At 61.5% G+C, this 24,400-nt stretch carries 19 protein-coding genes and 1 tRNA gene; all 20 read left to right on the top strand.

All coding sequences use genetic code 11. The features are described 5' to 3' along the window. Nucleotides 1-75 precede the first annotated feature (75 nt). The 20 genes from NUW13_04505 to NUW13_04410 all read left to right on the top strand — a co-directional run bounded on the left by NUW13_04505 (nt 76) and on the right by NUW13_04410 (nt 24,397). The gene (locus tag NUW13_04505) at nt 76-1,632 is read left to right on the top strand and encodes an oligosaccharide flippase family protein (protein ID MCR4438287.1); all 1,557 of its coding nucleotides are present in this window, start codon (nt 76-78) and stop codon (nt 1,630-1,632) included. A 129-nt stretch (nt 1,633-1,761) separates the two neighbouring features. Continuing rightward, entirely contained in the window at nt 1,762-3,192 is a 1,431-nt protein-coding gene (locus NUW13_04500) for a flippase (GenBank protein MCR4438286.1), read from the top strand. 220 nt (nt 3,193-3,412) lie between these two features. Beyond that, on the top strand, nt 3,413-4,561 hold the full coding sequence (locus NUW13_04495) for a glycosyltransferase family 2 protein (protein MCR4438285.1): 1,149 nt from the start codon (nt 3,413-3,415) through the stop codon (nt 4,559-4,561). A 43-nt stretch (nt 4,562-4,604) separates the two neighbouring features. Then, complete coding sequence (locus NUW13_04490; GenBank protein MCR4438284.1) at nt 4,605-6,005, top strand: undecaprenyl-phosphate glucose phosphotransferase; 1,401 nt, start codon at nt 4,605-4,607, stop codon at nt 6,003-6,005. A 13-nt stretch (nt 6,006-6,018) separates the two neighbouring features. Next, nucleotides 6,019-7,284 carry a serine--tRNA ligase gene (gene serS / locus NUW13_04485; GenBank protein ID MCR4438283.1) on the top strand — a complete coding sequence of 422 codons (1,266 nt, stop codon included), beginning with the start codon at nt 6,019-6,021 and terminating at the stop codon, nt 7,282-7,284. 71 nt (nt 7,285-7,355) lie between these two features. Further along, the gene (locus NUW13_04480; GenBank protein ID MCR4438282.1) at nt 7,356-8,777 is read left to right on the top strand and encodes a sodium:solute symporter; all 1,422 of its coding nucleotides are present in this window, start codon (nt 7,356-7,358) and stop codon (nt 8,775-8,777) included. An 8-nt stretch (nt 8,778-8,785) separates the two neighbouring features. Beyond that, entirely contained in the window at nt 8,786-9,259 is a 474-nt protein-coding gene (locus NUW13_04475; protein ID MCR4438281.1) for a YfcE family phosphodiesterase, read from the top strand. A gap of 447 nt (nt 9,260-9,706) precedes the next feature. Further along, a complete protein-coding gene (locus tag NUW13_04470) occupies nt 9,707-11,380 on the top strand; it encodes an SLBB domain-containing protein (protein MCR4438280.1) in 1,674 nt (557 codons plus the stop codon). 39 nt (nt 11,381-11,419) lie between these two features. Further along, nucleotides 11,420-12,712, top strand: coding sequence for a Wzz/FepE/Etk N-terminal domain-containing protein (locus tag NUW13_04465; GenBank protein MCR4438279.1), 1,293 nt, complete (start codon nt 11,420-11,422; stop codon nt 12,710-12,712). Nucleotides 12,713-12,723: 11 nt separating this feature from the next. Next, a complete protein-coding gene (locus NUW13_04460; protein MCR4438278.1) occupies nt 12,724-13,722 on the top strand; it encodes a class I SAM-dependent methyltransferase in 999 nt (332 codons plus the stop codon). A 58-nt stretch (nt 13,723-13,780) separates the two neighbouring features. Continuing rightward, on the top strand, nt 13,781-15,061 hold the full coding sequence (locus tag NUW13_04455) for an oligosaccharide repeat unit polymerase (GenBank protein MCR4438277.1): 1,281 nt from the start codon (nt 13,781-13,783) through the stop codon (nt 15,059-15,061). 134 nt (nt 15,062-15,195) lie between these two features. Beyond that, a complete protein-coding gene (locus NUW13_04450; protein MCR4438276.1) occupies nt 15,196-16,134 on the top strand; it encodes a glycosyltransferase family 2 protein in 939 nt (312 codons plus the stop codon). Nucleotides 16,135-16,143: 9 nt separating this feature from the next. Beyond that, entirely contained in the window at nt 16,144-17,316 is a 1,173-nt protein-coding gene (wecB, locus tag NUW13_04445) for a UDP-N-acetylglucosamine 2-epimerase (non-hydrolyzing) (protein MCR4438275.1), read from the top strand. Between the two features lie 6 nt (nt 17,317-17,322). Next, nucleotides 17,323-18,540: a glycosyltransferase family 4 protein gene (locus NUW13_04440; protein ID MCR4438274.1), complete on the top strand. Its 1,218-nt coding sequence runs from the start codon at nt 17,323-17,325 to the stop codon at nt 18,538-18,540. A gap of 73 nt (nt 18,541-18,613) precedes the next feature. After that, nucleotides 18,614-18,690 (top strand) — tRNA-Lys (locus NUW13_04435). Between the two features lie 405 nt (nt 18,691-19,095). Then, nucleotides 19,096-20,046 (top strand): SMP-30/gluconolactonase/LRE family protein, encoded by a 951-nt coding sequence (locus NUW13_04430; protein ID MCR4438273.1) that lies wholly within the window; start codon nt 19,096-19,098, stop codon nt 20,044-20,046. Between the two features lie 88 nt (nt 20,047-20,134). Beyond that, on the top strand, nt 20,135-21,205 hold the full coding sequence (locus NUW13_04425) for a hypothetical protein (protein MCR4438272.1): 1,071 nt from the start codon (nt 20,135-20,137) through the stop codon (nt 21,203-21,205). Nucleotides 21,206-21,237: 32 nt separating this feature from the next. Beyond that, on the top strand, nt 21,238-21,957 hold the full coding sequence (locus NUW13_04420; protein MCR4438271.1) for an ABC transporter ATP-binding protein: 720 nt from the start codon (nt 21,238-21,240) through the stop codon (nt 21,955-21,957). Continuing rightward, on the top strand, nt 21,954-23,129 hold the full coding sequence (locus NUW13_04415) for an FtsX-like permease family protein (GenBank protein MCR4438270.1): 1,176 nt from the start codon (nt 21,954-21,956) through the stop codon (nt 23,127-23,129). Before NUW13_04420 ends, NUW13_04415 begins: the two co-directional genes overlap by 4 nt. After that, complete coding sequence (locus NUW13_04410) at nt 23,126-24,397, top strand: FtsX-like permease family protein (protein MCR4438269.1); 1,272 nt, start codon at nt 23,126-23,128, stop codon at nt 24,395-24,397. Before NUW13_04415 ends, NUW13_04410 begins: the two co-directional genes overlap by 4 nt. Nucleotides 24,398-24,400 lie beyond the last annotated feature (3 nt).

Raw genomic sequence — 24,400 nt, 5'->3', positions numbered from 1 at the left:
AGGGTTAGGGGCCCTGTGGTTGCGTATTCCGGTCATCTCTGCATCGGCAATAGGGGGACATGTGGCAGACGGATTGTGAGAACCGGCAAAGTGGAGGAAGGTAGCGCAGCGAAACTGCCGAGGGAGGGTACCCTGCAGGACCTGATCGTGCGGTTGCTGAAGCATTCCGGGGCCTATGCTTTGGCCACAGTGCTCAACCGCGCGGTCAGTGTCGTGCTGCTCCCCCTCTATGCGCGCATGCTAGTCAAGGCCGAATTCGGCGTGCTGGAGATTCTCACCGTCACCTCCACTGTGGTGATGCTGGTGTTGCAACTGGGGATGGACTCGGCGCTCTTTCGCAGCGCCCTGTACCGGCTTGGGGTGGACAGGAGGGTCCTCACAAGCACCGCTCACTACTTCCTCGTGCTGACTGCACTGGTGGCGGTGGCGGTGCTCGTGACCCTGGCCGGACCGATATCTCGCCTGCTGTTCGGCGACATGGGCTACGGCTGGCTCCTGCGCTTGATCTTTGTGGGTGACTTTTTCCTGGTGTGCAACACCATTCCCATGGCGCGGCTGCGCATCGACGAAAAGTCGCTCAAATTTGCCCTGATTGCCAGCGCCAATTTTGTGCTGAGCATTTCGTTGAACGTCCTGTTCGTTGGGGTCCTCAAGCGGCGGGTGGAGGGGGCGGTGATGGCCAACACCCTGGCGGCGTTTTTCTTCGCGTGCATCTACCTGGCGGTGATTTGGCCTGAGCTGGGCCCGGCGATCTCCCTGAGGGAGCTGAAGGAGATGCTGGCCTATGGGCTTCCGCTGGTCCCTGCTGCCGCATGCAACATGGTGCTGATGATGTCGGACCGCTACCTGCTGCGTTTCTTAGCGGACTTTGAGCAGGTGGCGATGTACGCTGCCGCCACCCGCCTTGGGGTGATGATGATGCTCCTGGTGAGCGCCTTTCAGTTAGCGTGGCCGGCGATCTTTTTCCCCATTGCCAGGCGGCAGGATGGGCCGCGCACGTTCGCGCGCCTGTTCGAGTTCTTCATGCTGGGAGTGTGCACCTTCGCCCTTTGCCTGGCGGTCTTTGCCAGAGACTTGATGGAGCTGCTGGCCACCAAGAGCTACCTGCCGGGCGCGCGGGTGGTGCCTCTTCTTGTGGCTTCCTATGTGCTGTATGGCGTGTACTACTTCACCGCCATTGGGGTGCAAGTGAGGAAAAAGACCTTTTTTCTCCCGCTTGGCATCGGTATGGCAGCGGCGTTGAATTTGTTCTTGGGGTTGCATCTGGTGGCCCGTACCGGCATGATGGGTGCCGCGCTGGCGAAAGTGCTCGCCTACGCAGTGCTGGCGGCGGTGATGTGGACGATCTCGCAGCGGCTCTACCGCGTGCCGTACGACATGGGCAAGTTCGTTTTCCTCCTCGCAACAGGAGTGGGTCTGTTCTTTCTCAGCACGCTGACGCCGCCGCGCCTAGCAGTGATGCCGGTACTGGAGCGCCTGGCGATTGTGGGCGCGTTTCCTGGTGTGATGCTCCTCTGCGGATACGTGGAGCGCGGCACTGTGCGCCGTGTTGCCAGCGCCATCTCTTCAAGCATGGCAAGGGGCAGGGCGAGGACAGACCGTGCGCCGCGCGATTGGAGCGAGATAGGCTGATGGATGATGCTATCCCTCCTTTCTGGTCGTGAGCGGGGAGAGGGCAAAGACTCGCAGGCCGGGTGTGGGGCGCTGTTACTGAGGTAGCCGCATCTGTATACCGTTTCTGGAAAAGTAGCCCGCAATGCCGTGTGCGTGCTCTTGGGCAGAATCGCGGTGTTGGGGCTGAACATGGTGACCATCGTCATCCTGGCACGGGCGTGGGGCGAGGAGATGTTCGGCATCTTTTCCTATGCCCTAGTGGTGGTAGGCCTGTTTGCCCTGCTGCCTGATTTTGGCATGCAGCCGGTGCTGATTCGCGAAATGGCGCGGCGACGCTCACAGGCGGGCCGGATTGTCGGGCTTGCCCTCTTCAGCAAAGCGGTGCTTGCGCTGATTGCTTTTCTGCTTTTGGCGGTTGCCGCAGCCGCCTTCTACCCCGAACCACGCCTGCGCATGGCCCTCGCCTGGCTCAGCCTGACCATCCTCATCTCGGCAAAGCTGAACACCCTGCGCGTGGTACTGGAGGGCGTCTTCCATGCCGATATGGACATGGGATTGCCGGTCGTCTTTCAGCTGCTCGATGGGGTGCTTCAGGTCGTCTTAGTGGGGGGACTGGTTCTGATCAAGGCGACGCCCGGCCAGGTAATTGCCGGCTACGTCTTTTCTAACCTGCCTGGCTTGGTGCTGACGCTGGCTTTTGTGCTGAAGCGGGTTCGTCCGCTCTTTTGCGTGGAGCGCGCCCAGCTGCGGTGGCTGTTCGAAGAGTCGTTCCCGCTGTTCCTCTACCTTGGCCTGACGATGCTGTACGAGCGCCTCGACGTGCTCTTTCTGAAATCGCTTTGGGGCGAAGCTGCCGTTGGGGTCTATTCGACGGCCTTCCGCTTCACGGCGCCTCTCGGGTTTGTGCCTTTTGCCGTGGCTACCGCGCTCTATCCGGTGATGGCCAGGGCGGCGAGCGCCGACGACGAGAAGCTTGGGTTGGCCTTCCGCATGGGCGTGAAGGGCCTGCTGCTCATTGGCCTTGTGCTTGGCGTGGCAGGAACCGTTGTCGGGAGGCCTCTGTTTCTTCTCCTCTTCGGCGAGAGGTTTGCCGACGCGGCCCTGCCGTTCCAGCTGTTGCTGTGGAGCCAGTGTTTCACCTTCTTGACGTTCTTTGTCGTGGACTTTAACAACTCGCGTAATCGGCAGGCGCGGAACACACTCTTTATGCTGTGCATGCTGTTGCTGGCACTGCCGGTGCAATGGTGGTTCATCAGGCGCTATGGGGTGACGGGCGCCGCGTGGGCGAAGCTGGGGCTCAATGGCGCCGGGCTTTTCGTGCTCTATCGGCTCTCGTGGGCGGCGCTGACGGCCGAGCAGGCCAGGCTGGCGTGGCGCGCCGGTGCAGCGCTCGTGCTCTTTGTGGCCCTTGCGGTGACGTACTTTCTGTGGGGTGGTTCTGTGATAGCCTTTGCAGTAGTTCTTGCGGCTCTGCTACTGGCCGGGCTATACCGGCTCTTCACTCCACAAGAAAAGTCCCTTCTCCGGCAGGCGATACGCACCTCTGTTGCCGTGCCGCCGCCAGCCGGGATTGGGTAGATGGGACCTTCCGCCATATGGCGAAGAGCAGCGGAGAAAGAACCTTGCGAGCTGTGGGAACTGAGACGACGCGAATGGCCGCGGTGAGGTTTTTGTCTTCTGGACAAGGGCACGGACGTGTGCTGAGCAACGCGTTGGCGAGGCATGCCCGTGGCCCCATGGGCGTTGTCCGCCTTGGTGTTCGCCTCATGCGTCCCTTTGCACAGCGGGAGGCCGCGTAATGCTGGCCCGCATCGCCTTTTGGTTGAGCTTGGGGACGATTCTCTACACCTACGTAGGATACTACCTGATCCTCCTCGTGTGGTCGCGCTTGCGCCCGCCTGCCAGGCGCAAGGAAGAAGGCTTCATGCCCACGGTTTCCATGGTCATCGCGGCCCACAATGAGGAGAAGGTTATCCGCGATAAGATAGAGAACTGTCGTGCCCTCGACTATCCTGGGGAACTCGTAGAGTTCCTCTTCGGATCGGATGGCAGCACCGATGCCACGGTGGATTTGATCAGCTCCTGCGGAATTGCAAACGTCCGCCTGCTCGCCTTTCCGCAGCGGGAAGGTAAAGCGCGGGTGCTCACCAAGCTCGTTCCGGAGGCGCGAGGCGAGGTCCTCGTCTTTTCCGATGCCAACACGATCTATCGGCCTGATGCACTGCGCAAGATGGTGGCGCATTTCGCGGACCCAAGCGTCGGGGGCGTGTGTGGCTACTTGCGGCTCATCAGCCCCGACCGGCGGGCGAGCAGCCAGGGGGAGGCCGTCTATTGGGACTATGAGAATCGCCTCAAGCAGATGGAAGGGCGCATCAAGACCGTGTTTGGTGCCACGGGCGGCATCTATGCCATTCGGCGCGAGCTCTTCGTCCCTTTGCCCACGCACAAGATGGTCAACGATGACTTCCTGATCCCCTTGCGGATTGTCGAACAGGGCTACGATGTCGTCTACGAAGGTCAGGCGGTGGCCACAGAGTATACCTCGCCGCGGGTCAAAGGTGAGTTTCTGCGCAAGGTGAGGATCGGTGCAGCCAATTTCAATGTCTTGCCCGAAATTCGGGGCCTGTTGCATCCCCGGCGTGGGTACGTGGCCTTTGGCCTGTGGTCGCACAAGCTCCTCCGGTGGCTGGTTCCGTTCATGCTGGTCTTCTTGCTCGCGGCCAATCTCTGGGCGCTGGGTACACCCTTTTTCAACTACTTTTTTCTCCTGCAGAGCCTGTTCTACTTGTTGGTCATCTTAGGCTGGCTCTTGAGTCTGGTGGGTGTCCGCCTGGGGGTGGTGACGTACGCCTACTACTTCGTGGCGATTCACATGGGACTGTTGGTGGGGTTTTGCAAGTTCTTGTTTGGCAGGCAGCCCTCGGCGTGGACGCGCGTAGAGCGATAGGCTGCCGGCGTCGGTCGTAAACGGGGGAGCTTGAGAAGAAGCCGTGCCCAAGACGGTGCAAAGAATACTGCTTCTCCTTTCGGACTGCATAGCGTCCATGGGTGTGTTCCTGGCGTGGTGCTGGCTGCGCAAAGGAATGGGCTTCTTTGCCGAGACGCAGGTCGGGAACCAGCTGGTCTTTGCCGCAATTCTGACTACATTCTGGGTGGTGGTGTTCTTCCTCTCGGGCCTGTACCGGCCCTGGTACGCGCAGTCGCGCATGGACGAACTCATCACCGTGCTCAAGGCAGTGACCTTCGGCATGGTTCTCCTGCTTTTGGCCACCACTGACTGGGAGCGTGACCTGTCGCGGCCCCCGTCGCTCAGCAGGATGATGAGTGTCAGCTACTGGGGCCTCATGGCGGCGGCAGTGGGTGGTGGGCGCGTGCTGTTACGCACCATCCAGCGCAAGCTGCTGGAGGCGGGGATCGGCGTGCGTCGGACGCTCATCATTGGGTGGAACGACAAGGCGCGCAGGTTATTCGACGATCTCCTCCGCTATCCGGCCCTGGGCCACCGCGTGGTGGGATTCATCGACGCTTCGGTAAAGGAGGGGAAAGGCCAGCATCGTGGGTGCCCGGTACTGGGCGGCCTGCGCGATTTGGGCGAAGTGGTGCTCAGGGAGCAAATCGAGGAAGTCATCATCGCGCTGGAGGGGAACTCACGGCGCAAGACGGTGGACGTCATCGCCCGCTGCGAGGGGCTGCCGGTGAACATCAAGATTCAGCCTGACCTGTACGACATCGTCACCGGCCAGATGCGCACGAACCAGATCTACGGATTTCCGCTCATCGAGGTCTTTCCACAGCTCATGCCGCCCTGGGAGCGGAAGGCAAAGCGCGCCCTGGATGTGGTCGTCTCGATCATCGTCCTGGTGGGATTTCTGCCTCTCTGGTTGCTGGTGGCGCTGCTCATCAAGTTGGACTCCCCAGGGCCGGTGTTTTACAAGCAGAGTCGGGTTGGAAGAGGAGGGAGGCACTTTGAAATCTACAAGTTCCGTTCCATGATCGTCGGTGCGGAGAAGTTGACCGGCCCGGTGTGGGCAGGCAAGAACGACCCGCGCGTCACCAGAGTCGGGCGCATCATCCGCCGCCTGCGCATCGATGAGATCCCCCAGTTCATCAACGTGCTCAAGAACGACATGAGCCTGGTGGGACCGCGTCCGGAGCGGCCCTACTTTGTGGAGAAGCTGAAGCGCCACGTGCGCCTGTACACAAGGAGGCTGATGGTCAAGCCGGGCATTACCGGGTGGGCGCAGATCAAAGGGACCTATGACGAATCTTTGCAGGACGTGAAGAGAAAGCTGGAGTACGATTTCTATTATGTCGAGAACATGTCGCTGCGCATGGACATGAAGATTGTCTTGCGGACGATTTGGGTGATGCTCACGGGCAAAGGGCAATAGAGGACGAATCGCGATGCTTGATCTGAAATTCATCCGCGAGAATGTGGACCTGGTGCGACAGGCCATTGCCAACAAGCGGGAAGACGTCAATCTGGACAGGCTGCTGGAGTTGGACGAGCGGCGGCGGGCCATTTTGGCCGAAGGCGAAGCGCTCAGGGCGCAACGCAACAAGGTTTCCGAAACCATCGCCTCAATGAAGAAACGGGGCGAGAACGCCTCCGCCTTGATCCAGGAGATGGGCAAGGTTGCCGACCGCATCAAAGAGCTGGACACGCAGCTGGAGGAGCTGGAGAAGGCCATCTACGAGGTTCAGATCAGGATTCCCAACGTTGCGCACCCCAGCGTGCCGGTAGGGGATGAATCGGCCAACGTGGTCATCAAGCACTGGGGGACTGTGGAGACTTTTGATTTTCAGCCCAAGACCCATTGGGAGATCGGCGAAAGCCTGGGCATACTGGACCTGGCGGGAGGTGCGAAGGTGGCCGGTGCCTTCTTCGTCAACTTCCGCGGACTGGGAGCCAAGTTGGAGCGTGCCCTGATCAACTTCATGCTTGACCTGCATGTGCAGAAACACGGCTACATCGAGGTCTTCCCCCCCTTTGTCACCAAGCGGGAGAGCATGTTCGGCACCGGGCAGATCCCCAAGCTCGAAAAGGACATGTACCGCATTGAGGAGGACGACCTTTTCCTGATCCCAACAGCGGAAGTGCCGGTCACCAACCTGCACCGCGACGAGATTCTGGACGGCGACAGACTGCCCATCTACTACACGGCGTATACGCCCTGTTTTCGGCGCGAGGCCGGTTCCTACGGAAGGGACACGCGTGGCCTGGTGCGCATCCACCAGTTCGACAAGGTGGAGATGGTGAAATTCGTCAAACCGGAAACCTCCTACGCTGAGTTGGAAAGTCTGCTGGCCAATGCCGAGGAGGTGCTGCAACTCCTCAATCTGCCGTACCGGGTAAAAGTCTTGGCCACTGGCGACCTCAGCTTTGCTGCCGCCAAATGCTACGATATCGAGGTCTGGGCAGCCGGCATCGGCAAGTGGCTGGAGGTCTCCTCTTGTAGCAATTTCGAGGCGTTTCAGGCACGGCGCGCGAACATCCGCTTTCGCAGGGCAAAAGGGGCCAAACCGGAGTACGTGCACACTCTGAACGGCTCGGGCGTGGCCTTGCCGCGCACGGTCATCGCCATTCTGGAGAACTATCAGACCGACGAGGGCACCGTGGTGGTGCCAGAGGTGCTCCGTCCTTACATGGGCGTGGACCTTCTGCGCTGAGCTGCTCCTGTCTGCTTTGCATGGGAGGAAACGCACCCGCTCCTGGGTGAACCTCGCCACCTGGAGGTGTTGTGGACACTGCGGGTTGGATTTCCATTTTGCCACCTCTGGTTGCCATTGTCCTGGCCATTGGCACCCGGCAGGTGTTCATCTCGCTCTTCGTTGGCATCTGGCTCGGATGGACAATACTTGCCCGTGGGAACCCGGTGAGCGGCTTGGCGCAGGCTTTGGAAGGGTGCGTGCGGGTTTTCCAGGATCCGGGCAATGCCAAGGTGATCCTCTTCAGCGCCATGGTAGGTGCCTTGATCAGCTTCACGCAGTACTCCGGGGGTATGGAAGGGTTTGTCGAGTGGGTGACAAGAAGGGGTTTGGTGAGGGGACGGCGGAGCGCTGGGCTCTTGGCATGGGCGCTCGGGGTAGTGGTCTTTGTCGAGTCGAGTATCTGCGTGCTCATCTCCGGAGCGGTCTGCCGGCCATTGTTCGATCGCCTGCGCATATCCCGCGAGAAGCTGGCTTACATCTGCGATTCCACCTCGGCCCCGAAGTGCATCCTGATTCCCCTCAACGCTTGGGGGGCGTTTGTCATCGCCTTGTTGGCAGAGCAGCGGGTGGCAGACCCGGTGCACTGGCTGGTGCTCTCCATGCCGTTGAACTTTTACGCCATCCTCGCTCTCTTTCTGGTGTTGATGGTGGTGCTCCTCGAGCACGATCTTGGGCCGATGCGCGGGGCTGAGCGACGCGTGCGCGAGGAAGGGAAGCTCTTGCGCGACGGGGCAGAGCCGCTGGTCTCCGCTGAGGTAACCGGGGTGGCTACCAAGCAGGGCGTCAGGCCGCGCGCCATCAATATGCTCTTGCCCATCGGCGTAATGGTGACGATGATGCCGGTGGGGCTGCTCCTCACCGGCGGAGGCAACATCATGCGGGGCTCCGGCTCGACCGCCGTCTTCTGGGCGGTGACTGCCGGTATCGGCGTGGCGGCTGTGGCTTATCGCTTGCAGGGGATCATGTCCACCAGAGAGATTGTTGACCAGTTCATGAGGGGTGTGGGCGGACTGGTCCCCCTTGCGACGCTCATGATCTTTGCCTTTGCGATTGGCGCAGTGTGCCGTGAGCTGGGGACGGGACCTTTCGTGGCTTCTGTGGCCAAGATGTGGGTGCATCCCGGTCTGGTGCCAGCGCTCCTCTTTCTTGCCGCCAGCGTAATTGCCTTCTCCACCGGCACCTCCTTTGGGACTTTTGCCATCATGATCCCCATCGCGGTGCCCATGGTGGCGCGCATGGGTTTGCATCCAGGGGTGGCCCTCGCCGCAGTCCTGGGAGGCGGTGTGTTCGGCGACCACTGTTCGCCGATCTCCGACACGACGATTATTTCGTCGATGGGGGCGGCCACCGACCACATCGACCACGTCAACACCCAATTGCCTTATGCGCTGTTGGCAGCGGCACTGGCCACTGTTCTCTATCTGGTCGCTGGTTTCGCTACGGCCGGGTGATGGGCGCCATGAGGCTCGGGCTCATTGCCGACACCCACGGCTGCCTGCACCCGTCGGTGCCAGGACTCTTGGCGGGGGTTGACCTGATCCTTCATGCAGGGGACATTGGCTCTTCTGCCGTGCTCGAGGAGCTGGCGAAAGTGGCGCCGGTGCAGGCGGTGGCGAGCAACATGGACCGGCCGCCCCTCAGCGCGATGCAGCCGCCCTGGCGTGTAGTCAAAGCAGAGGAGACGACGATCGTTCTCGTGCATCGACCGCCGTCTTTGCCGTGGCTGTGGGAGCTCGCCAAACAGGAAGGTTTGGACGAGATAGGCGTGGTGGTGCACGGCCATACCCATTGCCGGCGCTGCGAGAAGCGCCACGGCATCCTGTTTGTCAACCCGGGTGCGGCCGGTGGGCAGGGGAGTGCGAGCTCGGTAGCGGTGCTCACCATAAAGCAGGGCGAGGCGCCCCGGGTGGAGTTCTACGAGCTTGAGCCTTAGGGCCAGCCAAACTATGGCGGGAGGCCCGGTAGATGCGCGGACGTGATGCCGGTCCTGAGGCGCGCAAGGAGGGCCGCAAGCGCGCTATCCATGCTTTGCCTTGCCGGCTGCGGCCCGCAACGTTAGTCGCGCCTCGGGGGGTGCCTGCTGGCCGGTTGTGCGACGCGGCGCTCTCAGGCTGGACAAGAACCGCTTGATATGTTTGGCCGAAATGGCTACCTTTACGGCGACTCTTGCTCCGAGGGCTGGCAGGCGTCCTCGTTTGAATGGCAGGAGGCGACCGAGTTTACTGCCTGAGGCGTGCGAGGAACTTGGTTGAGCCGAGTGGGTGCCCAGGTTCCTGAGCTCTCGGGCCGCGCCGGGCCGGCGGAGCCTCAAATAGGCGATGTGGCTCCTGGTTGACGGCGGATGCTTTTCGGAATCTGGCGAAGGTGAGGAGTTGTGCTCATGGGCAAAGATTCCCCCACCGTGAGAGGAACACTGGCGGGAGTGGCGTTTCTTCTGTTTGTTTGGGGCGCTTTTGCGCCGCGGGCTGTTGCTCAGGAACGGGAGCGGCTGCTGGAGCAGTTGTTGCCGCGCTCCGGCAGGACGCAGATCCCCGGTGAGACGACTGTTGCGCTTGAGGAACCCATCGACCCGAAAACGTACATCGTGGGGCCTTCCGACCGCATCACGGTGTCCATTTGGGGGAGCCCCTCGGCGATCTACGAACTCACGGTGACCCCAGAGGGCACGCTGCTCATCCCAACGGTGGGCGAGATACAAGTGGCCGAGCTCCCCCTCTCTGAAGTCAAGGAGAGAACCGTGGCCGAAGTGCGCAAGAAGTATGTGGCAGGACAGATCACGGTCACGCTCACGCACCCTCGTTCGGTGGTGGTCACGGTCACCGGTGTGGTCATAAAGGAGGGCTCCTACACTCTGCTGGCCACCGAGCGCGTGGATAAGGCCATCGCCATGGCCAATATGGCGATGGACACGGCGCGCGAGGAGCGCGAACGGCAGAAGGCCCTGCTGCAGACCGCCTCAGCGCGCAACATCGTGCTGCGGCGCCGCGATGGGACGGTGAGCCGAGTGGACCTGCCGCGCTTCTATGCCACGCGCGATGCCAAGGCTAACCCCTATCTCCGCAATGGGGACGTCATCCTTGTGCCTCGCCGCGACTTGAAAAAGGACTTTGTCAGCATTTACGGCGGCATTAATCGCCCCGGGCAGTACGAGTACGTGGAGGGGGATCGCCTCACCGACCTGCTGCTCATCAGCCACGGTTTCACACCGCTCGCTGACTCCAGCCATGTGGAGATCTCCCGCCTCGACGAGCGAGGCAACCGCATGGTCAACTGGGTGGTGGACGCCAAAGCAATCCTGGCCGGGGAGGCGGAGGATCTTCCGCTGCAGCGGGGCGATCGTGTTTTTGTCAAGGAGAAGCCCCAGGAACGGCGCAACTTTGTGGTGGAAATCCAGGGGGAGGTGCCCTACCCGGGTGTCTATCCGATCACAAAGGAGAGCACCAAGCTTTCTCAGATCGTTGCCAGCGCCGGTGGGTTCACCGAGCATGCCTTCCTGCCAGGCGCAGAGATCATCCGCACCTCGTTGACGGAAAAGGAAATGGACCTGGAGAGGTTGTTGAGTGCGCGTGGCTACATCACGCCCACAGATAGCGCCTACTACAACACCGAGACAAGCATCCGCCTCCGTCGCGAGGTTGTTGCGGTGGATTTCGAAAGACTGTTCCTCCATGGGGATTCTACGCAGGATGTTACACTCCACGCCTGGGACTTGATCAAAGTGCCTGCGCGCAAGAAGACCGTGTACGTCTTCGGCCAGGTGGTGAGCCCCGGCCACGTGCCGTACGAAAAAGGGCGCTCCTACGAGTACTACATCCGCAAGGCGGGCGGTTACGCTGAGCGTGCGCGCAAAGGCGATGTCAAGATTATCAAGGGCAAGACCAAGCAGTGGCTGGATGTGGGCAAGACCGAGGTCGAAGAGGGCGACAACATCTGGGTGCCGATGAAACTCCACCGCGACTTTGCCTACTACATGAACCTCTATGGACAAGTGGCCAGTGCACTGAGCGTCATAGTGGGCATTGGGGTGCTCATCATGCAGGTGAGAAGCCGGTAGGCCGCCTGCGTGCCAGGGCTGGTTGTGAGGAGAAAGCACATGACTCCACAGAAACCGAGAACCAGGGAACCAGGGGATGGTCAACTCCGCCCCTCGTACCTTTTTGACTATCTCTATATCCTCTTCAAGCGTCGGCGGTTTATTCTCATAACCGTGGGCACGGTGGCGGTGGTCACGGTTCTTGTGAGCCTGACGCTCCCCAACTGGTATGCGGCCAGGGCTTCCTTGCTCCCTCCCAAGAAGCCGGGGGGCATCACCAGCATGCTCGAAGGGGGGCTCTCCTCGCTCATGAAGGGCCTTTCCGGGCTTGGCAGAGGCTTGGGTACCTCAGAGGAGGCCTATAGCTACCTTGCGATTCTGCAGAGCCGAACGGCCATGGAAGCCGTGGTGCGCAAGTTCGATTTGGTGCGCGTCTACAAGATCAAGGACGGTTCCATGGAGAAGGCGGTGCGGAAGCTGAGCAAGAAGGCGGAATTCGATATCGGGAGCGAAGGGAATATCAACATTACCGTCTACGACCGGGACCGACAGCGCGCCGCGGATATGGCCAACTACTTCATCGAGGTGCTTAACGAGATCAGCGTGCGTCTCGGCACCCAGGAGGCGCGGAACAACCGGGAGTTTGTGGAGCGGCGCTACCAGGAGAACTTGCGTGACCTAAGGATTGCCGAGGACAGCCTCAAGGCCTTCCAGCAGCGCTACGGTATCTACGCGCTGCCGGAGCAGACAGAGGCGGCAATCAAAGGGGCCGCCGAGCTGAAGGGGGAGGCGGTGGCAAAGGAGATCCAGCTGCGCATCGCCGAGCGCAGCCTTGGTGCCGACAACCCCGAGACGCAGTCGCTCCGCCTGCAACTGGCGGAAATGAACAGGAAACTGCGCGAGATGAAGTTCGGCAGCAGCGACTGGTTCGCTGACCAATCTCTCAACTTGTTCGTGCCGTTCAAGGATGTGCCGGAGCTGGGGATAGAGTACATCCGCCGCTACCGCGAGTTCGAGATACAGAACAAGCTCTTGGAGTTTCTGGTCCCCTTGTACGAGCAGGCCAAGCTTGAAGAGCAGAAGGACATGCCAGTCGTGTTAGTGTTGGATCGGGCTGTGCCTCCCGAGCGCAAGGCCAAGCCGCGCCGCAGCCTCTTGGTGCTCATCTTCACCGCCTTGGCAGCACTGTTCGCAACTTCCTGGGTCTTTGTTGCGGAACTCTACGAGCGGGAAAGGGAACACAACCCCCGTGCTGCCGCTCTGGCGGAGGCGTTGCCGGGCAGGGAGGCGTACCGCAGACTCGTCCGCTCCATGAGAAGAATTGGTGTACTCCAGGGGAAACACAGGGGATAAGGGTGGCTGCAGTGAGCAGTTGCAAGGTCTGTGGCAGTGCCGGCCCGCATGCTACCTTCTCCGTGCGGGAAATGATGTTGGGTTTGGGAGAGGAGTTCCCCTATTTCCAATGCCGGGAGTGCGGCTGTCTGCAGCTCCGCGAGCGACCGGCAGACCTCAGTTGCTACTACCCTCCAGCCTACTACAGTATCAACCAGCAGCCGCTGTCCACCGACGGCAACCCTGTTCGTCGCGTGGCGCTCCTGCTGCGCGATCGTTATGCGCTGTACAACTGTGGAATCCTGGGCCGCTTCCTCTACGGCCACTTCCCTGATGAGGCGCTGCGCAGCCTGTCCGGGGTTCCTGGCCTTTGCACGCAGACCAGGATATTGGACGTTGGCTGCGGGACTGGAGCCCTTCTCTACCGCCTCAGGCAGCGCGGGTTTCGCTACCTTTTGGGAATCGATCCCTGGTTGCAGGACGACATTCAGTACACGAATGGCCTGGTGGTGCGCCGGCAAAGGTTGGAGGAGGTGGAAGGAAGGTGGGACCTGGTGATGTTCCACCACTCCTTTGAGCACCTCGCGGACCCTGAGGAAGCGTTGCGCCTGGTGGCGCACCTTGTGCCGCAGGGCGGCACCTGCCTCATACGTACACCGGTCATTCCCTGCTATGCATGGCAGCATTATGGCGTGCATTGGGTGCAGTTGGACGCACCGCGCCACCTGTTCATCTTCTCCCGCAAAGGCATGGAGCTTCTTGCCGCGAGAACAGGGTGGAAACTGGACAAGGTGGTGTTCGACTCCACGGAGTTTCAGTTTTGGGGGAGCGAACAGTACGTGCACGGCATTGCGCTTCTGGCATCCAATTCGTACGAGGTCAATCCCCACGCGTCCCTTTTTGGCAAGCGCCAAATGGCCTCGTTTCGCTCCATGGCCAGGGAGTTGAACGCGCAAGAGCAGGGCGACTCGGCGGCTCTCTACCTTCGGCGGCTTGCCGCGATTGGCTCAAACAAAGCCCAGGCGAGTTAGGGCGATGACGGACCCGGTGCCTCTTCTTTTACTCTTCTGCGGCTTGGCAGGCATTTTGTTGAGCCGTGCCCTGTTGGGGCGATGGTTCAACCATTTGGCCCTTTACTCACTGATTTGGGGCGTAGGCATGGCGGCCTATTCTCTCCGGCTCATTAGCTACAAGCCGATGAGCACCGAGGTATGGCTGATCATTGCCTACGGGTGGGCGGCATTTGCGGCTGGCGCGTGCGTGATTCCGCTGGGCAGAGTGGCACTCGGTGTTCCAGAGGTTGCCAGCGAGGCGGCGGTGCAGCCGGGCGTTGCCCCCCTGGAGCGCAAGCTGCTGGTGGGGGCCATTTTGCTGCTCTCGGCCATCGGCTTGGTGGGGGCGTTGCAGCACTGGTCAGTGCTCATTTCCCGGTTCGGCAGCGTGGCCATGGTGATCGTGCGCGGCAACCTCATCTATCGCATGCGGGTCAGCGATGAGCTTCCCGGGATGATCCCCTACGTCGATTCCTTTGCGTTGGCTGCCGTGTTCTTGGCGGGGGTGTACAGCGCGCGTTCCGGCAGAATAAGGCCCATTGCGCTCTTGCCACTTCTGGTCATCATCGTGGGCGACATTGCGCTGGTGGGCAGGGCGAAGATGCTCAACGGCATTGTGCTCTTTCTCAGTGCGTATTTCTTGGGCCGGCTGGCTCCCGGCTCCGCCAGAGTGCCCGTACCAGTGGCACGCTGGAAAAGGGTGGTGGGCCTGGTGCTGGTCCTGGCGCTTTTCCTGGCCGCTGCCGAGTTTGTGCGTGGCTTCCGCGGCACCTTCGAGCGTTTCTATGGCGCCTCCAGGCGACTAACCAAGCTGGAGCGCAATTTCATCATCACACCTTCGCTTTATATGTACATCAGCTCCCACCCGGCCGTGCTCAATGCCTACTGGAAGGCGGGTGGCGAGCATCCTTATCCGGGGTCCAACACCTTTGCGCCGGTGTTTCGCATGTTGGCGCGCTTCGGGCTGGCCGACGATGTGCCGGACTACCAGAAGTTCTACCCGATCCCCTTTCCCTCGAACACTGCCACCTACCTGCGAGAACTGCACGCCGATTTCGGGTTGGCCGGAGTGCTGGTTGGTCCCTATCTGCTGGGGCTCTTGTGCACGGTGTTCTGGTTCAAGGCGAAGCGGCAGCCGAAGTTGACCACACTCGCGTGGCTGGGGCATCTGTATGTCGTGGTGGCTTTCAGCTACCTCTACCAGGCGACCAGGGCGGGGTACTGGGTTATCAGCCTTGGCCTTTCTCTTCTCGCCGGCATGGTCATTCACCAGTGGTGTCACCACGCAAGTCGACGGTTGATGGAGGCACACGCGTGATGCCTGCCCTAAGCACGTTTCCCGCTTTTGCGGACAGCACTCGGCGAGTATCTCCTGCCGAAACTTTGGCCAGTCCGCCTTGCCACTTCCCGAGAAGGTACCTTCGCATCACCTCATGGTAGATGAAGCGCAAAATGTCCGCCGAGCTCTCCATAGTCATCCCCAACTACAACACGCGCGACCTCTTGGCCGGCTGTCTCCGTTCCATTTTCTCGACGGCCGGTGGCATCAAGATGGAAGTGATTGTGGTCGACAACGCTTCTACCGATGGGAGCGTCGAGCTGGTCAGAGCCCAGTTCCCGCAGGTGCGCATGGTGCACAACAGTGCCAATGTCGGATTTGCGCGCGCGGTCAATCAGGGCCTGCGCCTGGCGCAAGGCAATTATCTCCTCTTGCTCAACTCCGACACAGAACTCAGGCCGGGGGCGCTTTCGCATTGCCTGGAGTTCCTCAAGAAGCGCCCAAAAGCTGGCGCGGTCGGGTGCAGGCTCGTCAATCCTGACGGCAGTCGGCAACCTTCGTGCGAGAGCTTTATGACCTTTGCCGGCATCCTCTGGGAGGCGCTGCTGCTGGACAAGCTTTTCCCACAGAGCAGGCTCTTCGGTCGCATGCACCTCACCTACTTCACCTACGACCGCCTGGAGCAGGTGGACTATGTGAAGGGGGCATTCTTGATGACGCGGCGCGCCACGCTCGAGGATGTTGCGCTTTTGGACGAGCGGTTCTTTTTCTACGGCGAGGAGCAGGACTGGTGCTACCGCGCCAAGCAAAGAGGGTGGGAGGTCTGGTTTACGCCCGAGGCGACGGTGGTCCACCATGGCGGCGGAAGTGGCGACCCAGTAGCACCGCGCATTTTTGTGCAACTGCACAAGAGCCGTTACCTCTTCTACCAGAAGCACCATCACCCGCTGAGCAGCGCACTGGCGCGGATCGTGCTGGCAGCCGGCTCCCTCCTTCGCGTGGCAGGATGGTGGCTGTTTGGGATCTTGCGCCCGGAGATCCGGAACCTGTGCCGCAGGAAGGCCGAGGCCTTTTGGGCGGCTTTCATGTGGTACATCGGCAGAGAAAGGTAGTACATCTGCATGACAGGAGTGCGTAAACCCATCAAGGTCATGGTGGTGTTTGGAACGAGGCCCGAAACGATCAAGCTGGCACCGGTAGTAGCCCGTCTGCGGCAGCAGCCTGAGCTCTTTGCCACCACCGTGGTGGTGACCGCGCAGCACCGCACCATGCTCGACCAGATGCTCGAGGTCTTTGGCATAGTGCCAGATGTCGACCTGGACATTATGGAAGAGAACCAGAGTTTGGCGAGGGTGACCTGCAATGCCCTGCAGGGCCTCGACGGGGTGGTGCGGCGTGTGATGCCCCAGGTCATCATCGTCCAGGGGGACACGACGACGACGTTTGTGGCTTCCCTGTGTGGCTACTACCACAAAGTGACCGTGGCGCACGTGGAGGCGGGTTTGCGGACCGGGCAAAAGCACAGCCCATTTCCTGAGGAGCTGAACCGCAGGCTCACCTCTGCGCTCGCCGACCTCCACTTTGCGCCGACGCGGCTTGCCAAGGAAAACCTCCTGCGCGAGGGCGTGAGCGCCGAATCCGTCTTCGTCACCGGCAACACGGTGGTGGATGCCGTGGAGTCGATCTTGGAGGAACGACCGCGCTTTCGCGACCCACAAGTGGCTGCCATCATGCAAGGTAACATGAAGACCGTGGCCGTGACCGCCCATCGCCGCGAGAACTGGGGGCCCGCCATGGAGAGCATCGCGCAGGCGATCCTCCAGCTGGTGAATCTGTACCCCGACCTGCAGGTGGTTTTCCCTGTCCACCTCAATCCGAACGTGCGTGCGGTGTTCAAGGAGCGACTGCGAGGCCATGCGAGGATTCATCTCCTTGAGCCGTTGGACTATTACTCGTTCATCAACCTCTTAGGCCGTTCGCTGTTCCTCCTCACCGATTCTGGGGGCATTCAGGAGGAGGCACCTTCCTTGCGCAAACCGGTCTTGGTGATGCGCGAGGTGACCGAAAGGCCGGAGGGGATCGCAGGGGGCTGGTTGCGGCTTGTCGGCTGCGACGTGTCGCGCATTGTGGCCGAGGCGCGGAAGCTCCTGGACGACGCTGCCCACTACAAGCAGGCCATCGCGGCGCCCAATCCGTACGGCGATGGACAGGCGGCGCGCCGCGTTGTCGAGGCGCTGCTGTTCCATTTTGGCCTGCGCGATCGTCGCCCTGACGAATTTTACCCGGGAGCATGAGCGCCCATGAAGGTATGCATGCTCTTTCAGAGTGATTTTCCGCCCGAGGTGCGTCTGGGGCGCACGGCAAAGGCTCTCCTGCGCGCTGGCCACGAGGTCTGGGTGGTGTGCGACAATCGCAAGGGGCGGCCGCACCAGGAAAGCTATGGCCAGATCCGCATCCGTCGCATCCGCAACATCGCGCCAGGTGCCGGGGGAATCGGCCAGCTCGTTCGTCTGCCCATCTTCTGGAACCCTGTGTGGGTAGCGCAGTTTGTGCCGCTGGTGCTGGCGGAAGGCTTTGATGTGTTCCACGCCATCAACTTGACCATGGCGCCGTTGGCGCTGGCCATGGGTCGCCTGTTGCGCATCCCGGTGGTCTACGACATGTACGAGAACTACCCGGAGGCGCTGCGGAGCTGGAAGCTCAAAGGGACCTTCAACCGCGTGTTCCGCAATGCGCGCGGCGCAGACCTTCTTGACCGCGTGTGCGTGCGCGCTGCTGACTACCTGCTGGTGGTCACCGAGGAGGCCGAGGAGCGCCTGCGGGAGCTTGGGGTGCAGCATGAGCGCGTTGCCGTCATCCATAACACGCCTGACTTGGAGGCCATGGGGCAACACCCAGTGGCTCAGGAAATCGTGGGCAAGTACAAGAACGACTATGTCATCCTGTACACAGGCTGGTTGAGTCCGGAGCGGGGGTTAGAGACGGCCATCGAAGCTATGCCGCTCATCCGCCAGCGCGTGCCAAATGCACGACTGGTGATCGCCGGGGGAGGGCCAAGTGAGGAGGATGTGCGTCGCTTTGTGCATTTCCGCGGCGCCACTGACTATGTGGAGGTTACCGGGTGGCTTGACCACCGTCTCTTCCCCTCGTACATCACTGCTGCGCAGGTGTGCATCGTGCCGCACCCGGCGGACCCGAGCATCAACACCACTTCCCCGAACAAGTTGTTCGAGTACATGGCGCTCGGCAAGCCGGTGGTGGTGTCTGACGCCCGTCCGCTGGCACGAGTAGTCCGAGCCCACCAGTGTGGTAAGGTCTTTACCTCCCATGACCCCCACAGCTTTGCTGCTGCCGTGCTCAGACTGCGCGGACAGGAGCGCGCTGCCGGTGCCAACGGGCGTAAGGCCGTGATAGAGACTTACAACTGGAGTGTCTCCTCGCAGCGTCTCCTGGCAGCCTATGAGGAGCTGGAAAGGCTGGCAAAGCGGGCCTCACGCGACAGCAGAGCGACGCCATGACGGAGGCGAGGCGGTGGCGCAATTTGCGGTTGTCTTTTCGGGGGGAAACTGCTATATTTCATCGGCAAACAATGAGGGTGTAGCTCAGCTCGGTAGAGCAGCGGCCTTTTAAGCCGTTGGTCGTGGGTTCGATTCCCGCCACCCTCACCATCAGCGTGTCCCCTAAAGCCGGCCTCGCTACTGAGGCCGGTGGCATAACTGCGGGAGGCAATTAGATGGCCTCTTCCGTCCGGTTGCGCATCGCTCCTGTCGCGGTGAGAAGATGGCGATGAGGCATATACTCTCTGCTCGCTACAGCGCCTGTCTTCCCCTCTCCTTGCTTTCTAATCCCTCTTGCTCCTCCTCTTCGGTCTCCGCCCAATCGGTGAAGGGGTGTCCTCACTTCGTGGGCGATTCTGTCCGAAGGGAAGGTTCTGGCCTCTTTCCCGCTTTCCAAGTTTCCTTGGCCCCGAGCGGGTGGTTTGCCACCTGCGGTTTTGGCACCATGGCCGTTCACGGGGCCGTGCCACTGGTTTTCACGCCAAGAGGTGGCCTGTGAGACGCCTGGAGTGCGCTGTGCCGCTACGAGGAGCTGGATTCCTCGTCTTGAGCGTCGCGCTTGCCGTCTGCCTTTTCTTGCTCGGCTGCCGCGGGCCCCAGATGCCGCACCTGTCAAGCTGGGGACAGGTCGCCTCGGGCTTGGACTTCCCTGAGGGGCCGGTGTGGGATGGAGAGGGTTCACTCTACGTGGCGAACTGCTACGGCGGCTGGATTGCTCGCGTGGTGGAAGGGCGGGTGGACACGTTGGTCATCCTTTCTCCGCCTGGGCGCCCTAACGGCCTGGCGATGGGCCCTGGGCAGCGACTCTACGCGTGCGATTTCGGGCGGCGGCTGTTGCTCGGCATTAACTCCTCCGGCGAGGTGGCAGCCGTGAGCGCGGGGCCGCAAGGGGCGCCGTTTAACCGCCCCAACGACCTGGTCGTGGACTCGTCGGGACGGGTCTACGTGACCGACCCGAAGACTTATGGCGCCGAAGCAGTGGATGGGAGGATCATCTGTGTGGATCTCGCCCGGGACACCTCATGGGTGGCGGCAAGCGGCCTGGCCTTTCCCAATGGCATCGCTTTCTCGCCCTTGGATGGCAAACTCTACGTGAGCGAATCGGCTCGACAACGGGTGCTGCGGTTTGCCGTGCGCGAGGACGGCATGCTTACGGACCAGGAGGTTTTCGCGGAGCTGCCCGGCGGCGACCCGGACGGCCTGGCTTTTGACGTCAAGGGGAACCTCTACGTGGCGCACTTTGGTGGCGGCGCCGTTATCGTCATCTCACCCGACCCAGGGGTGATCGTACGCGTGGCAGCGCCGGGGAGGAAACCCAGCAGCTTGGCATTCGGCGGCGAGGGCATGCGCTACCTTTTCCTCACCGAAACCGAGACCAACAGCGTCTACCGCTGCGCTGTCTCGGTACCTGGTGCCCGCTTGCCCTGGGTGGAGCAGCAGAGGGATGGCGAGCATGGTGGTAGATAGGCCAAGAACACGCACGGCCCAGTGTCCGTACCTTTGCGTCCTGGTTCTCGTGGCGTTGCTCCCTGGGGCTTCGCCTTGTGGAGAGTCCGTGCACTGCGCGGGCGTGGTCTCCGGCTGGGCAGGGTACCTGCCCAGTAGGCCAGAAAGCTCTTACGGGGGAGCGCGCTACCTCCCGGAGTTGTCTTTCGCCCTCGAGCTGGGCCCAGGATGGAGCGTCGACGGTGAGGTGTCGGTCAACGGCTACGTCTCTGGCTGGTGCGAGGGCTGGCGCACTGTCCAGGCGAAGGTGAAGTTGTACCGCTCCTGGGTACGCCTATCGCGTCCGCAGTGGGAGGTGCGCGCTGGCCTGCAGAAGCTGAACTTCGGCTCGGCTACGCTGTTGCGCCCGTTGATGTGGTTCGACCGGCTTGACCCCAGGGATCCGCTGCAGCTGGCCGACGGTGTCACCGGCATCTTGGGCCGCTATTACTTCCTGGCCAATGCGACGATCTGGGCCTGGGTACTTTTCGCCAACGAGGGCCCGAAAGGGTGGGAGGCCTTTCCCACGAGCTCCGGGCACCCGGAAGATGGGGGTAGGGTGCAAGTTCCGGTCCCAGCCGGAGAAGTGGCGCTGAGCTTCCATCATCGTTTCGCTGACGTCTCTCCAGCCTTGCTTGGCGAGGGTCCTTCCCGCGGGGGCACCCCTAGCGCAGAGCGTCGGCTCGCTTTCGATGGCAAGTGGGACCTCGTCATTGGCCTGTGGGTCGAAGCGGCCATCAGCCGGTTTGAGGCCCAACTGCCGGCGATGCGCTACCAGAAAATGGCCACACTCGGTGCAGACTACACCTTTGGCCTTGGCAACGGCCTACATGTGCTCGGCGAAACGATGTGGATGAGCAATGCCGAGTCTCTGTGGAAGTCCGGGGAGCGGTTCACGTTCAGCGCGGGCATGGCCAGCTACCCGGTGAGCATCGTGGACATGCTCAGCGGGGTGGTTTTCTACGACTGGCACAACCGAGCGTGGTACCGTTTCGCCTCCTGGCGCAGAAGTCTCGACAATTGGCAGTTCTACCTCATGCCCTTTTGGAATCCCGAGGCCCTGCAAATCTACCGAGCCACGTCCGGCGCGCCGCAATTCGCGGGCAAGGGCGTGCAGGTGCTGGCGGTCTTCAATTACTGAGGAGGCCAGCTGTTTCACATTGGAGACGGACAATGGACGATAGCAAGCTGATCACCATCGAGCATCTGGTAAAGCGGTTTCCCATGGGGAGCGGCCACTTTTCCGCGTTGCGCGGCATAGACCTCGCTTTCGAGCGGGGAGAATTTGCCGGAGTGGTCGGGCCGAGTGGCTCCGGCAAGACCACGCTGCTGAACATCATCGGCTCGTTGGACACGCCCAGCGAGGGGAGAGTGGTGGTGCTGGGTCACTCGATAGGAGAGCTCTCCCATAAGGAGGCAGCACGTCTCCGCAACCGCCATCTCGGCTTCATCTTTCAGACCTCCAACCTCTTTCCGGTGTACACTGCCTACGAGAACGTGGAGTTTCCCCTCCTCTTGCTGGAAGTGCCCGCGCACGAGCGGCGCAAGGCAGTCCTCGAGGCGCTGGAGTGGGTTGGCCTGGCGGACAAGGCAGACTCGCGGCCGGCGCAATTGTCCGGCGGCGAGTGTCAACGGGTAGCGATCGCCCGGGCGATGGTCAAGAGGCCGGAGATCGTGCTCGCCGATGAGCCCACTGCCAACCTGGACGCGGAGAACTCACACCACATCCTGCGCACCATGGCGGAGCTCAACCGCCAATTCCGCACTACCTTCATCTTCGCCACTCACGACGAGAAGGTCATCCAGTACCTGAGGCGCAAGATCCAGCTTGTGGATGGCAAGGTGACCAAGGACGAGCGGTTTGTGCAGGGCGAAGGAGGTGTCAGGTCATGATGGCCGTCAAGCTGGCCTTACGTAACCTTCTGGGAGCAGGATTGCGCAGCTGGCTCAACGTGTTTGTGCTTTCCCTCTCCTTTGTCGTGATCATCTGGTTTCAGGGGATACTGGAAGGATGGAACAGGCAGGCGCGCCGCGATACCATCGCCTGGGAGATCGGCGGCGGCCAGTTCTGGCACCCTGCATACGACCCCTATGACCCTTTCACGCTTGACCAGGCCCATGGCATTCTCCCTCCGCCGTTGCGCGAGGGCGTTTTGCGGGGGGAACTGACGCCCATCCTCGTGGCGCAGGCCAGCATCTACCCGGCCGGCCGAATGCAAAGCGCCCTCCTCAAGGGGATCGACCCTGAGCAGCGGATTCTCAAAATCCCCAGCGCCTTGCTGCAGAGCGAAGGGCCGGAAATCCCCGCCATCATCGGCAGACGCATGGCCACCAGTTGCCGACTCACAGTTGGCGACGTCTTCACGGTGCGCTGGCGGGACAGAAATGGCACCTTCGACGCCCAGGAGGCAAAGATTGTCCACATCATGAAGACCGATGTCGCCTCCATCGACAACGGACAGCTCTGGGTGCCCCTCGAAAGGCTCAGGGAGATGCTCGACATGCCTGAGGAAGCCACCCTCTTGGTCGCCGACCCGACTACCCCGCCGCCGGCCGGGGCACTTGGCTGGGAGTTTAAGAATCAGGATCTTCTGCTGCAAGACATAGAGGCCTTAATCCGCACCAAGAGCGCAGGTAGCTCGGTGCTGTACCTGGTGCTGTTGGCCCTGGCTCTGCTGGCCATTTTCGACACGCAGGTGCTGTCGATCTTCCGCCGGCGAAAGGAGATTGGTACGTTGATGGCCTTGGGCATGACCAGAAGGCAGGTGGTCGGCCTTTTCACGGTGGAGGGCGCGATGCACGGCGTGCTGGCGGCAGTGGTCGGGGCCGTGTATGGCATCCCGCTATTGCTGTACTTTGCCAGCAAAGGTCTGGGTATGCCGAAAGAAGTGGCAGACAGCATGGGCATGGCCATCGCCGACCGCATCTACCCTGCCTACAGCGCCGGGCTGGTTGTGGGCACCACATTGCTGGTGCTCATCGCGGTCACCGTGGTGAGCTTCCTGCCGACGCGACAGATCGCCAAGATGCGGCCAACAGAAGCTCTGCGAGGGCGCACGTCATGATCGGGTTCCTGGTCAAAGGATTGGTGCGCGATCCATCGCGCAGTCTTTTCCCTTTTCTGATCGTCGCACTGGGGGTCATGCTTACGGTGTTTCTGCACGGCTGGCTGGGCGGAGTGATGCACGACTTTCTCGACACCTCGGCGCGCTTCTCCACCGGACATGTGCGCGTGGTGACCCGCGCCTACGCCGAACTCGAGGACCAGTTCCCTAACGACCTTGCCCTGGTGGGTGTCGATGAGCTCTTGGGCGAGCTGCGCCAGAGGGAGCCAGACTTGGACTGGGTAGCGCGCATTCGCTTCGCCGCGCTGGTAGATGTGCCCAATGAGCAGGGGGAGACCAGAGCCCAGGGCCAGGCTATCGGTTTGGCTGCCGACCTTCTCTCGTCTGACAACGAGCTGCACACCCTCAACGTGGCCAAGGCGCTGGTGCGTGGTGAACTGCCTAGCAGGGCCGGCTACGTGCTCCTGAGCGAGGAACTGGCACAACGACTCGGTCTTGCCCCGGGGGACAGGCTCACTCTCATCAGCTCGACCATGTACGGCGGCATGGCCACTGGCAATTTCCTCCTGGCGGGCACGGTACGCTTCGGCGTGGGGCCTGTGGACCGCGGCGCGCTGCTCATGGACCTTGCCGACGCCCGCCAGCTCTTGGACATGGAAGACGCCGCCAGCGAGATATTCGGCTTGTTCCGCAGCAAGGTCTATCGGGACTCCGAGGCAGTGGCCGTCGCCCAGCGCTTCAATCGCTCGCGACAGAGCGACAATGACGAGTTTGCGCCGATGATGTTGACCCTTGGGGAGCAGCAGGGACTGGGCGAGTACTTGGACTATGTCGAGACCTTCTCCGGGATCATGGTCTTCGTGTTCGTGATGGCCATGTCGCTGGTTTTGTGGAACGCCGGGCTTCTGGGCGGCCTGCGGCGTCACGGCGAAGTGGGCGTCCGCCTGGCCATAGGGGAAGACAAGGGCCACGTCTATCGCTCCATGCTGGCCGAGTCGGCGTGCATTGGTATCGCCGGGTCGGTGACAGGCACGCTCCTCGGCCTGGCGATAGTCTCTGTCCTGCAGGTGAAGGGGATTGACATGGGGAGATTCTTCAAGGGCTCCTCGCTGATGATTCCGGGAATAGTGCGCGCGCGCATCACCCCGGCCACCTGTTACCTTGGCTTCATCCCTGGGCTTTTCTCCACGCTTCTGGGCACTGCCCTATCTGGCATTCGCATCTACAAGAGGAACACGGCGCAGCTTTTCAAGGAATTCGAAGGATGAAAA

The organism is candidate division KSB1 bacterium (assembly GCA_024655945.1).
Taxonomy (GTDB): Bacteria; Zhuqueibacterota; Zhuqueibacteria; order JANLFK01; family Oleimicrobiaceae; genus Oleimicrobium.
Note: the sequence above shows the minus strand (reverse complement) of the source record. Positions and strands in the feature narration are given on the sequence as shown.